The sequence below is a fragment of the Campylobacter sp. LH-2024 genome (genome assembly GCF_048270605.1).
Lineage (GTDB): Bacteria > Campylobacterota > Campylobacteria > Campylobacterales > Campylobacteraceae > Campylobacter_D > Campylobacter_D molothri.
Window position 1 is genome coordinate 829,124 of record NZ_CP168139.1, and the last position, 15,742, is coordinate 844,865.

Annotated in this window: 13 protein-coding genes; 9 read left to right on the forward strand and 4 right to left on the reverse strand. The window is 26.8% G+C overall.

The features are described 5' to 3' along the window. Positions 1 to 22: 22 nt before the first annotated feature. Genes ACD570_RS04295 through ACD570_RS04305 form a run of 3 tightly spaced genes read left to right on the forward strand, consistent with a single transcriptional unit; the run spans position 23 to position 1,715 of the window. Positions 23 to 187, forward strand: a complete 165-nt coding sequence (locus ACD570_RS04295) for a hypothetical protein (protein ID WP_374260908.1) — start codon at positions 23 to 25, stop codon at positions 185 to 187. Further along, entirely contained in the window at positions 188 to 940 is a 753-nt protein-coding gene (locus ACD570_RS04300; protein WP_337196316.1) for an arginyltransferase, read from the forward strand. Beyond that, positions 909 to 1,715, forward strand: a complete 807-nt coding sequence (locus ACD570_RS04305; protein ID WP_239820732.1) for an adenylosuccinate lyase — start codon at positions 909 to 911, stop codon at positions 1,713 to 1,715. The genes ACD570_RS04300 and ACD570_RS04305 overlap by 32 nt, the downstream gene beginning before the upstream one ends. 18 nt (positions 1,716 to 1,733) lie before the next feature. On the opposite strand, the gene ACD570_RS04310 is transcribed toward ACD570_RS04305, so the two are convergent. The 4 genes from ACD570_RS04310 to ACD570_RS04325 are packed head-to-tail and all read right to left on the reverse strand — an operon-like array spanning position 1,734 to position 8,842. Continuing rightward, positions 1,734 to 4,751 carry an efflux RND transporter permease subunit gene (locus ACD570_RS04310; RefSeq protein ID WP_337207312.1) on the reverse strand — a complete coding sequence of 1,006 codons (3,018 nt, stop codon included), beginning with the start codon at positions 4,749 to 4,751 and terminating at the stop codon, positions 1,734 to 1,736. Between the two features lie 3 nt (positions 4,752 to 4,754). Then, positions 4,755 to 5,495, reverse strand: coding sequence for an efflux RND transporter periplasmic adaptor subunit (locus ACD570_RS04315; RefSeq protein WP_337196314.1), 741 nt, complete (start codon positions 5,493 to 5,495; stop codon positions 4,755 to 4,757). After that, positions 5,492 to 6,754: a TolC family protein gene (locus ACD570_RS04320; RefSeq protein ID WP_239820729.1), complete on the reverse strand. Its 1,263-nt coding sequence runs from the start codon at positions 6,752 to 6,754 to the stop codon at positions 5,492 to 5,494. The genes ACD570_RS04315 and ACD570_RS04320 overlap by 4 nt, the downstream gene beginning before the upstream one ends. 45 nt (positions 6,755 to 6,799) lie before the next feature. After that, a complete protein-coding gene (locus tag ACD570_RS04325) occupies positions 6,800 to 8,842 on the reverse strand; it encodes a TonB-dependent siderophore receptor (protein ID WP_337204760.1) in 2,043 nt (680 codons plus the stop codon). A 177-nt stretch (positions 8,843 to 9,019) separates the two neighbouring features. Between ACD570_RS04325 and ACD570_RS04330 the strand changes: the two genes are divergently transcribed. From ACD570_RS04330 to ACD570_RS04355, 6 genes are all read left to right on the forward strand, one after another. Beyond that, positions 9,020 to 9,784, forward strand: coding sequence for an ABC transporter ATP-binding protein (locus ACD570_RS04330; RefSeq protein ID WP_200280590.1), 765 nt, complete (start codon positions 9,020 to 9,022; stop codon positions 9,782 to 9,784). A gap of 3 nt (positions 9,785 to 9,787) precedes the next feature. Beyond that, complete coding sequence (locus ACD570_RS04335) at positions 9,788 to 10,612, forward strand: ABC transporter substrate-binding protein (protein WP_337204759.1); 825 nt, start codon at positions 9,788 to 9,790, stop codon at positions 10,610 to 10,612. Then, positions 10,609 to 12,516: an iron ABC transporter permease gene (locus ACD570_RS04340; protein WP_337204758.1), complete on the forward strand. Its 1,908-nt coding sequence runs from the start codon at positions 10,609 to 10,611 to the stop codon at positions 12,514 to 12,516. The genes ACD570_RS04335 and ACD570_RS04340 overlap by 4 nt, the downstream gene beginning before the upstream one ends. Before the next feature lie 69 nt (positions 12,517 to 12,585). Next, positions 12,586 to 14,094, forward strand: a complete 1,509-nt coding sequence (locus ACD570_RS04345; protein ID WP_417904154.1) for an AMP-binding protein — start codon at positions 12,586 to 12,588, stop codon at positions 14,092 to 14,094. A 9-nt stretch (positions 14,095 to 14,103) separates the two neighbouring features. Continuing rightward, positions 14,104 to 14,331: an acyl carrier protein gene (locus ACD570_RS04350; protein ID WP_417904155.1), complete on the forward strand. Its 228-nt coding sequence runs from the start codon at positions 14,104 to 14,106 to the stop codon at positions 14,329 to 14,331. A gap of 87 nt (positions 14,332 to 14,418) precedes the next feature. Next, a complete protein-coding gene (locus ACD570_RS04355) occupies positions 14,419 to 15,549 on the forward strand; it encodes a hypothetical protein (protein WP_417904156.1) in 1,131 nt (376 codons plus the stop codon). The last annotated feature ends 193 nt before the right edge of the window (positions 15,550 to 15,742 follow it).

Consider the following 15,742-nt stretch of genomic DNA (forward strand, 5'->3'; position numbering starts at 1 on the left):
TTTAAAAAATATAAAAAAAGAAATGCAAACTAATACTGTGAAAATAAAAAATATAAAAAAAGAAAAAAAACAAAACAAACAAGAAATGTTTTTAGATAAAGAAATGCAAGAAATTTTTCTAAAGGAAGAAAAATTGCAAGATGAATTTTCTGAATTTATCAAGAATTCAGATATTAAGAAAATTTAAATGTTTGAAATTGGATTTTGCACTCTTGAAGATAAATGTCCATACTTAGAAACAAAACGCTCAAGAATAGAATATAAATACATACAAAATTGTTCCAAAGAAATCAATACTAAACTAATCCAACGTGGTTGGAGACGCTTTGGAAGGTATTTTTCTCGTCCAATTTGTAGAGATTGTCAAGAATGTCTTAGTCTTAGAATTTTAGCTAATGAATATAAATTTTCTCGCAATGAAAGAAGAGTTTTTAAAAAAAATATCAATACTAAAATGATACTTAGAAGACCAGCTTTGAGTAATGAACATTTATTTTTATATGATAAATACCATCGTTTTATGGAAGATAAAAAGAAGTGGAAAAGATATGATTTAAATTTTAGACAATATTATAATCTTTATATAGATGGATTTATGGATTTTGGTTATGAGCTTGCTTTTTATGTTGATAATAAGCTTGTTTGTGTTGATCTTATTGATGAGGTTGAGGATGGAATTTCAAGTATTTATTGTTTTTACGATCCTGATTTTGCATATCTTTCCTTGGGTAAGTTTTCTCTTTTAAATGAGATCAAATTTGCTAAAAGTAAAAATTTAAAATATATTTATTTGGGATATTTTGTAAAAAAGTGTCAATCTTTATCGTATAAAGCCGATTATACACCTAATGAAATTTTAAAAGAGACAAGTTCTCTTTTTGAAAATGAGGTTTTATGGGAGAGAGAAGATGCAAATTGTGCAAACTTTAGAGACGATTAATGTTAATACTGATGATATTAGCGTTTTTCAGTATTTTAAAGACTTAATTACCAAAAATTTCACAAAAGTTATAGGGCGAAAAAATAAGATTTTTTCTTTTTTTGAGGAAAATGAAATTCCGCAACGTCGATATTTTTTAAAAGTCTTAGATCAAAAATATCGTAAGAGTTCTAATGAAAGCATAGAGAATTTAAAAGATGCTCATTTTAAAACTTTTAGACTTAATTTTGAGCAAAACAACATGCTAAAACCTATGCTTTTTATAAAAACAAGTTTTGCGGGAAATCAAATTCTAATGCAACTTAGTTCTAATGAAAAATTATTTATAGCCTATATGAAAAATTATTTTAAAGAGCATTATATAGAATATGATGAAGCAACAAGTATTTTAATGCTTAAATATAAAGATGAAAACACCTTGGAACTTTTTGAAGCTTTTGCTGATGAGAGTGAGCATTTAAGATATCGTGTTAATTTTGAAGTGGATCGTCAAGAATATAAAGATTTTCGCCAAGATATTTTTAAAAAAGAAAATGCAAAATGGAAATTTAATGCTTTAGCAAAGCTTTTTAATAATTATTTTACAACTTTAGAATGTACACCTCAAAATGATCTTAGTGAAATCAGACAAAAATATTTAATGATGGTAAAGCTTTATCATCCTGATTTTTATCAGGGTAAAAGTGCCGAAGAAAAAGCTTATACTAGAGAACAATTTGAAAAAATACAAATTGCTTACAATAATCTTAAAGCTCTATATAAAAACAATGCTTAAAAGACTTAAATAAGTCTTTTAATCTATTTTTTTTCTTTCATATATTTTTCTTAATTTACTATCAAGAGTATAGCAAAATTTAAAGAGTGCTGGTACAACTAATAAAGTTAAAAGAGTTGAGCTAATAAGACCAAAAATAATCGCTATGGCCATTGGGGAATTAGATTCGTATCCTGCTCCTCTTGAAATAGCAAGAGGAATCATAGCAAAAATCATCGCAAAAGTTGTCATTAAAATAGCTCTTAAGCGAGATTTTCCAGCGATCAATAAAGCTTTATCAGGTTCTATACCTTCATGACATTTTTTATTGGCTACATCTACAAGTAAAATCGCATTTTTCCCCACCATACCAAAAAGTAAGATGATGGCAATTAAAACAAAAAGTGAGAAATTATGTCCAGTAATGAAAAGTCCTATAGAAGCTCCACCAAAAGCCAAAGGCATAGTGATCATTATAATTAATGGTAAAATAAGACTTTCATAAAGTGCAGCTAAAACAAGATAAATTAAAACAAAAGCTAAAGTTATAGCCATCACAAAACCTTGAACGGTTTCACCTAAAAGATTTATAAAGCCTGAAAAAGCATAATTAAGATTTGAATTTTTACCTAAAATATAATCCATATTATTAAGTAAGAGTTTTTGAACCGCTCCTAGCGAAATATCATTAACTCCAGCTGTAACCTTAATAGATCGACTTTTGTTATAACGATTGATAGTTTTTAAATCCTTAGTATAAGAAAAATCAACAACACTTGAAAGATCTAAGTTAATACCTTGATTATTTCTTATATTAATCCGCTTAAGAGCTTCTATATTTTTTTTAAAATCAGGTGAAAAGCTTAAAATAAGATCGTCTTTTGAATTTCCTCTGTCCATACCCCCAACACTTAATTGAGAAAAAGAGTAACTTAATACTGCGGCAATATATTCTGGATTAACATCTAAAAGCTTTGCTTTTTCTTTATTAATATGAAGAGCAACAGCATCTTTTGTTGAATTAGCATTATCGCTTATATCAACAATATGAGAATTACTTCCTAAAATCTCTTTGGCACGATTAGCAGCTTGTTTTATAGAATCTAAATCATCGCCTAAAACTAAAAATTGAACTGGATCATCAATTCCAGCGCCTTCGATTTTTGGAAGCTCTAAAACTTTGATTTTGATGCCATCTTCTTGAAATTTTTGACGATATAAATTAACTATTGCACTTTGTCTTAATTTTCTCTCACCTAAATTTTTAAGCTTTATATAAATTTTAGCTTTTGTGGCATCTTTAGCATCATCATATCCTAAAATTAAAAAAGCGTATTTTACATTTTCATCTGTTTGAATTTTTTCTAAAAGATCAAGACTTTTTTTTCGCATAGCTTCAAAACTCAAATCTTGTTTACTCTCAAGCAAAACTTGAATTTCGCTGTCATCTTCCATAGGTAAAAAATCAAGTCCAATACGACTAGCTAAACCAAAGGATAAAATTACAAAAACAAGACTTGCTAAGATGAATTTAATTTTATTTTTTAAAATTTTATAAAGTATATTTTCATATTTTTCTTCTATTTTTTGAAAAAAAGCTTCACTTTTTTGATAAAATCGACTTTCTTTAGGATTTAAAAATCTAGCACTTAAACTTGGAATCAAAAATATAGAAACTAAAAAACTAATTACGATACCACTTGCAACGCTAATTCCTAAGGCGTTAAAAAAAAGCCCAGGTACAGATTTCATATAAGAAATAGGAATAAAAACGCAAAGTAAAACAACACTAATGCTTAATACGCTAAAACCTATTTCATTAACCCCTAAAAAAGCAGCTTGTAAGGGCGGATGTTCTTTTAATTTTTTAGCGATATTTTCAATCACTACAATAGCATCATCTATAAAAATTCCTATACTTAAAGTTAGGGCAATAAAGGTAAGACGATTTAGATCATAGCCTAAAATATCAATGATAAAAAAAGTTGAAATTATTGAAGTTGGTATTGCAATGCAAGCAATAAGGGTAGCACTTAAATTTCTTAAAAATAAAAATACAATAATTAGCGTTAAGAAAATACCTAAAACCATATCAAAAATAACTTGTGAAAGATGTTTATAGATATTTAAGCTTTTATCATAAACAATATTAAATTTTATATCGCTAGGAATTTGCTTTTCTAAAGTGCTTAGAGAATTTTTAACATTTTTTATCATTTGGAGTGTATTATAATTATTCACTTTGCCAAGCTCTAAGAGCACACCTTCTTTTTCTTGATAAATCGCACTTTGCTTTTCATCCTCATAAAGATTTTGTATATCAGCAATATCACTTAAAAATACACCAGTTTTAATACGTAATTTTTTTAATTCATTTAAATCATTAGCTTCGAAATAACCTTTAATAATATAATTATTTTTTTGATTATTTAATTCTCCTAAGGCTTGTTTAAAATTTTGACTTTTAATGATATTGGCTACATCATAGGCATTAAGATTATATTTTTGTAATTGCTCCGGTTTTAAATTGATGCGAATTTGAGGTTTTAAAAAACCTTTGGCATCAATTTTTCCTACACCATCGACCCTTTGTAAAAAAGGCTTGATTTTGTCATTGATATTTTGCATAAGAGAAAGTTTATTTGGCGAGTAAAGAAAAAGTGATATAGCTGAACCAGAATCAGAACTTATTTTCTCAACTTCAGGTTTAGTTGGAAGACTTAAGGTACCTATTTTATCTCTTACATCATTAGCAGCTACTTCGAGATTTTTGCCAAGTTTAAATTCGACTACAGAAATACTAAAATTATCATATGCAACCGAAGTTATAGTTTTAACCCCATCAATTTCACTTAGAGCATTTTCTATTTCCTTGGTAATTTTTGATTCTATAAAATTTAAATCTCCATTAGCCTTACTTGTAATTTTAATAAGAGGAATGGAAACATTTGGAAATAAATTAACACTCATATTAAATGCGGAAATAAATCCAAAGATAACGAGTGCTAAAAAAAACATTAATACGGTAATAGGTCTATTTATTGCTAATTTAAACATATTCTAATCTTTTGTAATTATCTTACCTTCTCCAAAAAGTCCCGGGGTTAATCCTGAAGCTTCAACTTCAGCATAAATTTTTCTTGTTTTTACCTCTATGCTTGGATAAATTAGGCTGATTTTTCCTTTAATTTGGTTATTGCTTTGATCTAATTTATAAATAAATTCATCTCCAATTTTTACTTTATCTTTATATTTTTCATCAAAACTTAAAATGAGTTTACTTTGAGGATAAGAAAAAATTTCTACTAAAGGTTGAGCTACTCCGCCAACTCCCTCTCCAATCTGTATAAATTTATTTGAAACAATTGCATCATAAGGCGCTCTTAATTCTTTTTTTTCAAGTATATTTTTATAATAATCCATATTGATTTTAGCTTTAGTTAAATTTAAGCTAGCTATATTAAATTGTGTTTTCATATCTTCATAACTTTGTTTATCAATAACATCTTGAACAGAATTAATTTTTTTCATTTTGCTTTTTGTATTTTCATATTGGGCTAGGGCTAAATTATATGAATTTTTGGCATTTTCAAGTGCTATTTTTTCACTGGTTTGATCAAGGGCAATTAAAAGGTCTCCCTTTTTAACCTTTTGTCCAATTGTGATTGGAATTTGTGATACTATCCCTATGCTTTCAATAGCTAATTTGCTTTGTCTTGATGCTTCTACATTAAAACTTGCATAAATTTCTTCTGCAAAAATTACATTAAAAGAAAATATTAAAATTAAAAATATTTTCATTGTTTTACCTTTGAAATGATTTGTACTCCAGCATTAAAATAATAATTTGCTTTTGTGATTTCAAATTCGTTTCTTGCTAATTCTAGATCACTTTGAGCTTTAAATTTAGCCTCTAAAGCTTGTAAATATTCTACATAAGAAACAAGTCCTGCGCTATATTTTTTATCTATACTTTCAAAGGCTATATTAGCAGCTTTGAGTGCTAATTTTAGGGCTATAATTTGCTCCTTTAAGACTTTTATATTTTTAAGCAAATACAACAATTCTTCTCGGTTTTTTCTTTCATTTAATCTTGCATTTGCATTTGCAATTTGAACATTTAAACGCTCTTTTTCAACCTTTTTGGCTCTAGAATTAAAATCAAAAATTTTCCATTCTATTCCTAAAATAATTTGATTATTTTGTGAATATTTTTCTAAGATTTCATTGGTTAGATTGATAAAAGGATAAGGAACTTTTGGGTTATAATTGTTTTTATAAAATCCGAAATTATCTTGAATAAAAAATTTAGGATAATACTGAGCTTTGGCTAAATTAACATTTTCTCTAGCTAAATTAACATTTTCTCTAGCAATAAGCACATCATAATTATTTAATACTTTATCATAAAAAGGTTTTTCCAATGTTGCTTGGCCTTCAGGAATGATATTTTCTCCGGTTAAAATTCTAATTTCTTTTTGGATATTTTCAAATTTTAATTCATTTTGATGCAAATCTAAAACACTTAAATGAAATTTTGCTTCTATACTTTCTAATTCATCTTTAGAACTTAATCCTGTAGCGTAAAATTTTTTTAATCTTTGTAAGGTTGATTTTAAAAACTCCACTTTCTGTTCATTTGTGGCAATGATTTTTCTAAGACTTAAAGAATTAAAATAAAGAGTAGTTGCATTTAAAGCTAAATAATTTCTAGTTTGTTCTTTGCTAAGTAAGCTAATTTTTTCTTGCTCTTTTAAGGCTTTTAAATTAGCTTCTCTAGCGCCACCATCAAAAAGTAGAAAATTCAGAGAAAATTTTGCAAATAAACTTTCTTGAGGATCAATAATAAAACGATCTTTATTGTTAGCCACATAGGCGGAATTTAAACTAAGACTTGGCAAATAATTTCTAAAAACTTCATTACTTGTAAGTTTAGCTTGTTCGCTTTGAATTTGCTTGATAAAATATTGCTCATTTTTTTGACTTAAATTTATAAGTTCTTTTAAGTTGGAACCAAACAATGCTAAAGGTAAAAATAAAATAATATTTAAAAATCTCATAAGCTAGAGTATAGCATACTTAAGCTTAAGAGAATTTAGTATTTATTAATATTTATAAGAAATGGATAAAATTCCTTTAATACCTTCACCATAATAGCAAGAATAATAACATCCGCTAACATATTTTTTATTAAAAATATTATCGATATTTAACTGAGCATTCCATTTATCATAATTATAGCTAAAGGCAAGATCATAAAGTGTATATGAAGGCACTTTGATATTAGGATTCCCAGCCTCGTCAGTGCTACTTCCTACGTAGCGTATTCCAAAACTACTTTTAAAATTTTGTTTATGATCGATTTTAAAAGTATGAGAAATTTTAGTGGCAAAAATGTCTTTTGGCATCATTGGCGTTCTTATAGTTTTTAGTGCGTCTAAAGAGGTGTGAGTTTGAAAATAATGTGCATAAGCTAAAGTATAATTTATGCTTTCACTCAAAGCTATATTTGAGCTTAGCTCTAAGCCTTTAGCATTTTGCTTTCCAGCTTGTATAGATACGGGTGTATGTGCACTTGGATCGGCATTAACTAGAGCATTTTTTTCTTGGATGTCAAAATAAGAAAGATTAAGTTCTCCATCGATAAAATAAGGAAGATATTTAAAACCAGCTTCATATTGTCTACTTTCATAAGGCTTATAACCCTTGCCTTCTCCGTCACTTCCTGCTATAGGTCTAAAGGCTCCTGAGTAACTGACAAAAGGCATTAGTCCTAAATCTTCAAATATATACATCAAGCCTGTTTGAAAAGTTGTATGATTGACATTATAATCGCTTTTATTTCCAAAGCTTTTTGCATTACTTTTAGCTTTATCAAAACGCATACCAAGATCTAAAATCCATTTATCATAAAGCTTAGCTCTATCTTGAACATATAGACCTAATTGTGATTGTTTGACTAGATATGTAGGCACTTTACTTTTAATTTGTGGGGTATGATCAGGATCAAAGATATTGACATTACTTGCGCTTCCATAACCATATTTTCCATTGACATAGATATATTGATAGTCTATTCCACTTGTAAGAGTGTTTTCAAGTTCTTTGTAATTATGCTTTAAAACCAGTCTATTGTCTAAAGTATGGCTTCTTGCTATACCATCTAAGATGATAGAGCTTCTTTTAGCTGTAGTGGAATTGCTAGAGTCTAAAGCTGAAAAGCTTACAGCAAATTGACTTTTATCCTCCATATTATAACGATAATTTTGCATAAAAGTTAATTCATCATTAAAATAATGTATAAATTCATATCCTAAAGAATATTGTTTTCTTTTTAAATAATCGCTCAAAGGTGATCCTAAATTTGTACTTGGCTTAATTGTTCCTTGTGGTGTATCAATGATGGTTCCATAAACAGGAAAAAATCCAGTTGTAGGCACTCCTTGATCGTACTGAAAACTACTAAGAAGCGTTAAAAATGTATCATCATCTATATTTATAGCTAAGCTTGGTGCAAAATAATAATGTTCTTGCCAAGTTCCATCAAGCTGTCCATTTTGCCTAAAATAGTTTCCTACGATTCTAAAATTACTATTTGTGTTAAAAGCTTTATCTCCAATATCGAAAAATAGGCCATTTTGGGATAAATTTCCTATTTTAGCTCCTATTTCTGCTATAGGGTTTTTTTGAGGTCTTTTGCTAACTAAATTGATCACGCCACCACTTTGAGAAGATCCATAACTTAAAGAATCAGCCCCTTTAATAACTTCTATTTTTTCTAAGCCATATAAATCTGGTGACCATCCAAAATATCCACCTTTATAAATAGCTGTTCCATCCAAAACTAAACTTGCATCAAATCCTCTTAATTTAAGCCAATCTGTTGTATCTAAATCCGCACCATAAATTTGAGAAACAAAACCACTTTCGTATCTAGCAATCTCATCAAGTTGCTGCGCACCTTCTTCTTGAATTTGCTTGGCGCTAATTACAGAAACACTTTTTGGGCTGAGATAATCTACACTTTGATTTCCTTTCTCGATAGATCCTACAACACTAACAGTACCTAGCTCATAAGAAGATTCTTTTGCTAAAGCTAAACTAGCACTTATTGAAATAAGTAAAAAAGAATTGAATACTTTATTCATAAAAATAGGTTCTCCTTTTTTTAAACGAAAAATTTTTAATTATAATAATGAAATTGACTTTCAAAATGCGAATTATATAATTTTAAAATTTAAAGAAAAATTATTTTTTATTTATTTTTTATTTTTCTTTATGCTATAATCCGAGCTTAAGTTTTTCAAAGAGGATATGATTGAGCAATGGCACTCATAAAAAGTTGCAATGTAAATTTTAAAAATCAAAATCAATATATTATTTATCCTACAAATTTATGTTTTGAAAATAACAAAATTTACGGCCTTATGGGGCATAATGGTTCAGGAAAATCAACTTTATTGAAAATTTTGGCTAGACAGTTAAAGCCAACTTCTGGAAAAATTTGTTTTAATGAACAAGATATAGCTAAATTTTCTTCCAAACAATTAGCTCAAAAAATAGCTTATTTACCGCAATATTTACCTAATTTAGGATATTTAAGCGTAAAAGAGCTTGTGAAAATGGGGCGCTATTCTTATGAAAAATTATTTTTTAAAAATCAAGATAAAGAATTAATCGAAGAAGTGATGAGATTAACGAATACTTTAAGTTTGTCAAATAGAGAAATTCATACTCTTTCTGGAGGAGAAAAAACAAGAGCTTTTTTGGCAATGCTTTTAGCACAAAAAAGTGAATTTTTATTTTTAGATGAACCTTTAGCTGCTTTAGATATTGTATATCAATTTGAATTAATGGAATTAATATTAAAATTAAATAAAGAATTTAAAGTGGGCATAGTATTAATTTTACATGATATTAATTTAGCGGCATTATATTGCGATGAAATTATTGCTTTAAAAGAAGGAAAGGTTGTTTTTAATGCAAGCAAGCAAGAATTTATGCAAGAAGAAAAACTAAAAGATATATTTAATATTGATGCTAGTATTATAGAGCATCCTAAAAGAAAATCTCCTATTGCACTTTTTTAAAATATGAAAAAAATTATTATTTCGCTTTTAATTTTATTAGAACTTATACAAGCTAAAGAATTGAAAATCATCGCTTTAGATTGGACTATGGCTGAAACAATGATGATGTTAAATTCCCAGCCTTTAGCAGTCGGAGATAAGAGAATATATAATACTTGGGTAAAAGAGCCCGTTTTACCCCAAAGTGTAAAAGATGTCGGTCTTAGAGTTCAACCTAATATAGAATATATTATCAATTTAAAGCCCGATTTAATCATCACTTCATCTTTATTTGTCATCGATAATCATATTTTAAAAAATAAAATAAAAATTATTGATTTTTATCAAAATAAAAAAGATGTATATACTAGTATCAATGAAGGCGTTTTGCAGATAGGAATAATTTTAAACAAAAAACAAGAAGCCTTAGAATTTATTAAAAATACAAAGCTTTTTTTTGAAAGTTCTAAAAAGAAATTACATTATACTAAGCCCATTGCTATAGTTCAATTTGTAGATAAAAAACATTTAAGAATTTATACAAAACACAGTCTTTTTGGTGCGGCATTAGAACAACTTGGTTTGAAAAATGCTTATGATAAAAATACAAACAACGCTTGGGGTGTTGATATTATAAGTTTTTTAGATCTTTTAAAATTTCCAAAAGAAACAAAATTTATAGTCATTAAGCCAACTCCTTTTAAGCTTGATGAAGAGTTAAAACAAAATCCTTTTTATCAAAAAATGAATATTTTTCAAGATTATAATGAATTAGAGCCTATTTGGAGTGCAGGATCATTGATGAGTATGAGACGCTTTGCTAAAGAACTTATAGAGGTAATTGAGTGAAAAAAATTATTTTTTCATGTGTGTTTATACTGATTGCTTTGTTTTGTGTTTTTCTTTTTTTGGAATTTGAATTTTTAAAAAAATATAATCATGAAAATTTATTTTCTTTTATTTTTTTAAATTATAATTTAAGCCGTTTTTTTATGTGTTTATTGTGCGGTTTTTTGCTTGCTTTTTCTTCTTTGATTTTGCGTATAGTAATGCAAAATCCCTTAGCCAGCGATACAACATTAGGTGTGGCTCCTAGTGCTAGTTTTGCTATATTAATCGCTACTTTATTTTTTCCTGATTTTTTAAATATTTCAAAAGTGTTAATGGGCTTTTTGGGAGCTTTTTTAATTTTGTTTTTAATTTTTATTTTTATGCTTAAAAAGCATTTAAATTCCACAAGTATAATCCTTTTAGGCCTTATAAGTGGGATGGTTTTTGGCGCTTTAAGTTCTTTACTGATCCTTTTTTATCCAGAAGAAAGTAAGTCTTTTTTACTTTTTAATAGTGGTTATTTTACTCAAAATGGTTTTAAAGATATTATAGAGCTTTTTTGTTATTCTAGTATAGCGTTGATTAGTTTGTATTTTTTTATCCCTTATTTAAAAATTTTAAATTTAGGAGATGAACTTGCAAGCAGTGTGGGACAAAATATCTTTTATGTTAAATTTTTTGCCTTATGCTTGAGTGCTTATTTTATCACTTTGGTGGTTTCTTTTGTAGGAGTAATTAGTTTTTTAGGTTTATTTGCAAGTATTTTTGTGAAATTTTTTAAAATAAAAAAATTAAGAAAAGAGTTTTTAATCTGCGGTTTTTTAGGCTTTTTTTTGTTATTTGGAGTAGATTTATTTTTACAAATTTTACAAATTACAAAAGGAATTGATTTGCCTACTGGAGGAGTTTTGGCATTAATCGGTTCTCCGTTGTTTATTTTTGGTGTTTTTAAAATGTTAAAAGAAAATTTTAGCGATGATGGTATTTATATATTTTCTTATTTTAAAGAAAGATATATTATTTTAGGTTTGATTTTACTTGTTTTGATGCTATTTTTTCTTAATTTGTATTTTGATTTTTCAACTTTGAGTTTTAAAAACATATTGGATGAAATTTTAGCATTAAGATTAAACAAGCTTGTTATTTTGCTTTTATGTGGTATTTTGTTAGCTTTGGTTGGATTTATCTTGCAAAGATTGAGTTTTAATCCTATGGCATCACCTGAGATGCTAGGGATTAATTCTGGAACAAGTTTGGGTGTATTATTTGCTTTATATTTTTCTTTAGAATATATTCAAATTTTTGCTATTATAGGTGCTCTATTGGTTTTATGTTTTTTATTTTTTTTAAGCACTAAATTAAATATAAATATACAAAAAATCATTCTTATAGGCATAGCTATAATGTTTTTTGTAGATGCTTTGGGTAAAATTTTCTTAGCTAGTGGAGACTTTAAAGCTTATACTTTTTTAGCTTATACTCAAGCTGGATTAATCAATATAGATAAAAATTTAAGCTTATTTTTATTAATTTATACAGGTATTTTTTTATCAACTTTATATATATTATATCCTAACCTAAAAATATTTTCTTTAGGGGAGAATTGTGCTTTAAGTGTTGGGCTTAATGTAGTAAAAGTTAAAATCGTTTTTCTTATCTTAAGCGCTTTTGCTTGCGCCTTAAGTGCTTTGTGTATAGGTCCTTTTAGTTTTGTGGGCTTGTTGGCTCCTCATATTATGAGATTGCTAGGAATTAAAAAATTTTACAATCAACTTTTTGTGGCAGCTTTACTTGGAATTTGTTTAATGTTTCTAGCTTATTTTATATCTAAAATTGTATCATTTCCTTATGAAATTCCTTTAGGGGTTATAGCGACTTTATTAGGAGGTATTTATCTACTTTTTATGATGAAAAGGTATTAATTTTTTAAGCCTATATTAACTGGGGGGGGGTATAATCATCTTTTGATTTTATTATAAAGGCTTTTTTGCATGCTCACCCACATCTACAACTTTCTAGAAAAAAGCGTTGAAAATTTTAGTGAAAAAATAGCCTTTGTTGAACCTTTTGCTAAAGAAAGAAAAGAAATCACTTATAAAGAATTTGATCTTTATTCTAGAAAAGTTGCCAGTGAAATTCTAAGAAAATTAAATAATGATACTTTACCTTTACAAAAAGCCATTCTTATTATCTTACCCAAAGGAATTGATTGTTTGATTTCTTTTTTTGGTGTAGCTTTAAGTGGAAACTTTTATACACTCTTAGATGAAAAAAGTCCTAAAGAAAGAATAGAAAAAGTTATAGAAGTTTTAAAACCAAAACTTCTAATCACTTCTAAAGATTTAAATTTAGATTTAAATTTACCTACTTTATATACACAAGATTTTAAAAGTTTTAATACAGATGAAAATTTAATCACTAAAGCCAAAGAAACACACATTGATACTAATTTACTTTATGTACTTTTTACAAGTGGGAGTACAGGAATTCCTAAAGGAGTAAGTATAGCTCATAAGAGTGTGATTGATTATACGTTTTGGGTGTGTGAAACTTTTGATTTTGATGAGAATGAAATTTTAGCCAATCAAGCTCCATTTTATTTTGATAATAGTGTTTTAGATATTTTTTCAAGTGTAAAAGTAGGTGCAACTTTACATATCATCCCTAATCATATTTTTGCTTTTCCTGCTAAAGTATTACAATGCTTAGAACAAGAAAAAGTAAGTACGATATTTTGGGTGCCTTCAGTATTGATTTATTTTGCAAATACAGAAGCTTTAGATAATTTTTCTTCTAAACATCTCAAAAAAATACTCTTTTGTGGTGAAATCATGCCCAATAAGCAACTTAATATCTGGAGAAAACATTTACCTCAAAGTTTATTTGCTAATCTTTATGGTCCTACTGAAATCACTGATGTTTGCACCTACTACATCATCAATCGCCCTTTTAAAGATGATGAACTCTTACCAATTGGTAAAGCTTGTAAAAATACAGAACTTCTAGTCTTTGATGAAAATATGAATTATATAAGTACTAAAGAAATAGGTAAAAAAGGAGAATTATATATAAGAGGAACTTCTTTATCCTTAGGATATTACAATGATAAAGAAAAAACAAATAAAGCTTTTATACAAAATCCTTTACATGATAATTATTTAGATTTACTCTATAAGACAGGAGATATTGTTGCTTATAATGAATTTGAAGAATTGTTATGCTATGGAAGAGCTGATAATCAGATTAAATACATGGGTCATAGAATTGAACTAGGAGAAATAGAAAATATTATTAATTCCCATGATAAAGTAAGAAACTCTACTTGTGTTTTTAAAGAAGAGATTATTTGTTTTTATGAGAGTAAAGAAGAAATTGATTTTAGAATGTTTTTAAAAGATAAATTACCTCTTTATATGATACCTAAACATTTTAAAAGAATAGATAGTTTTAAACTTAATCAAAATGGTAAGATTGATAGGGGTTATTATAAAGAACTTTAAGGAGAAAAAATGGAAGAAATTAAACAATTTTTTAAAGAAATTGGAAGAGAAGATATTGATGAAAATTCTAAAAGTTTAGTCACCAATGGTTTAATAGATAGTTTAGATATTATGAAATTAGTAACTCAAATAGAAGATTTTTATGAACAAGAATTAGACATGAATTTTATAATGCCTGAAAATTTTGAAGATTTTAAAACTATAGAAACAATGATAAAAAAGGCTTTTGATTTATGAAAATTGTTTTACTTGGCTCCTGTGAATCTACCTGGATGAATAGTTTTGCAGAATCCTTAAGAAATTTTAATACAAAAGTCTATACTTTTGGATTTCCATCAATTCATCCTTTGGGGCATATATATAGTTTATGCAGAAAAAAACAAACAGATCTTTGAAGAGGTAGATTTAATTATTTTTAATCCGACCACTCAAGCCTATCCTAAAGACAAAAAACGTAGTCAATTTATCTTGTCAATTTATAATTATATTTATAAAATTTTAGGTAAATTGCAAAAAAAAGTTTTAATTATTCAATGGCAACATTATGTTTTTTGTGGCGGAAAGTATACATCTTTTCATAAAATTCAAAGTGAAAGATACGGTTTTAATTTTATTGATGCTTATGAATTTTGCTTAAGAGAAAAATTATTAGATTTTTATACTCAGTTTAATTTATTTGAAGTAGAGCATCCTATGGATTTTGTTTATTCAAAAATGGCGCAAAATATTTGTGAAAATTTTATTTTTTTTAAGAAACCCAAAAAGAATATAAGTTTTAATATACCTGATTTTAAAGTTTTAGATTTAGATGAAATAATAGAAACTAAAAATGATAATTTTACTAATCAAAGAACTTATCTATATAAAGAAAATGTTTATAATTTAAAAAGTTCTAAGGAGTTAAAATTTAATTTTCCAAAAGAGTATTTTGGAATGAAGATTTTAGGAATGCATTATCACAACAAACAAAGAATATTTTCTTATTGTATATTTGAAAATCAAGATCAAAAAGTTTTACAAGGAATTTTTGAAACTCAAAGTTTTAATGCCTTAGAATATGATTTTATAATTAACTCTGAAATTAAAATTCATCAATTGCTGGATGAAAATGTTAAAAAACCATTATTTACTTGGTTTGATAAAATTTGGGAAAACAATAAAGAAGATATTGGAATTATAGGTTTTCTTCTTGCATCAAGAGAAATAAAAATAGAAGATTTAGAAATTCTAGAAGAAACGGAATTTGAAATTTCAAAAGAATATGATTTTACTCATCTTTGTGAATATTTAAAGGAATATAAAATTGCTATTGAACAATATAATCAAAGAAAAGATCCGATCAAGTTGGCATCTTTGCAAAATCAAATTAATACTTTGAATATCCAAATATCAGATTTAAGCAATAAAAAATTAATAAAATTTGAAAAAAAAATAAAGAAAATATTTGGATTATAGATTTTATTCTAATATAGAATGTATTTTAAAAGGTATAAAATTTGAAGTTCCATAAAATATAACCTTCATCACTTTATGCTTTATATAAACATAGTATGAAAAAGTTTCTTTGTAAAATCTAAAATTAACATTTTAAAAATTTAAACATCTAATTTAATTATAAGATAAAGTAAACATTATAAAATGATTTAAA

Bases quoted from the DNA above. Each gene is read 5' to 3' on its own strand.
- ACD570_RS04320 (WP_239820729.1), bottom strand. From the start codon at position 6,754: ATGAGATTTTTAAATATTATTTTATTTTTACCTTTAGCATTGTTTGGT.
- ACD570_RS04330 (WP_200280590.1), top strand. From the start codon at position 9,020: ATGGCACTCATAAAAAGTTGCAATGTAAATTTTAAAAATCAAAATCAA.
- ACD570_RS04295 (WP_374260908.1), top strand. From the start codon at position 23: ATGCAAACTAATACTGTGAAAATAAAAAATATAAAAAAAGAAAAAAAA.
- ACD570_RS04300 (WP_337196316.1), top strand. From the start codon at position 188: ATGTTTGAAATTGGATTTTGCACTCTTGAAGATAAATGTCCATACTTA.
- ACD570_RS04325 (WP_337204760.1), bottom strand. From the start codon at position 8,842: ATGAATAAAGTATTCAATTCTTTTTTACTTATTTCAATAAGTGCTAGT.
- ACD570_RS04305 (WP_239820732.1), top strand. From the start codon at position 909: ATGCAAATTGTGCAAACTTTAGAGACGATTAATGTTAATACTGATGAT.
- ACD570_RS04315 (WP_337196314.1), bottom strand. From the start codon at position 5,495: ATGAAAATATTTTTAATTTTAATATTTTCTTTTAATGTAATTTTTGCA.
- ACD570_RS04350 (WP_417904155.1), top strand. From the start codon at position 14,104: ATGGAAGAAATTAAACAATTTTTTAAAGAAATTGGAAGAGAAGATATT.
- ACD570_RS04310 (WP_337207312.1), bottom strand. From the start codon at position 4,751: ATGTTTAAATTAGCAATAAATAGACCTATTACCGTATTAATGTTTTTT.
- ACD570_RS04345 (WP_417904154.1), top strand. From the start codon at position 12,586: ATGCTCACCCACATCTACAACTTTCTAGAAAAAAGCGTTGAAAATTTT.
- ACD570_RS04335 (WP_337204759.1), top strand. From the start codon at position 9,788: ATGAAAAAAATTATTATTTCGCTTTTAATTTTATTAGAACTTATACAA.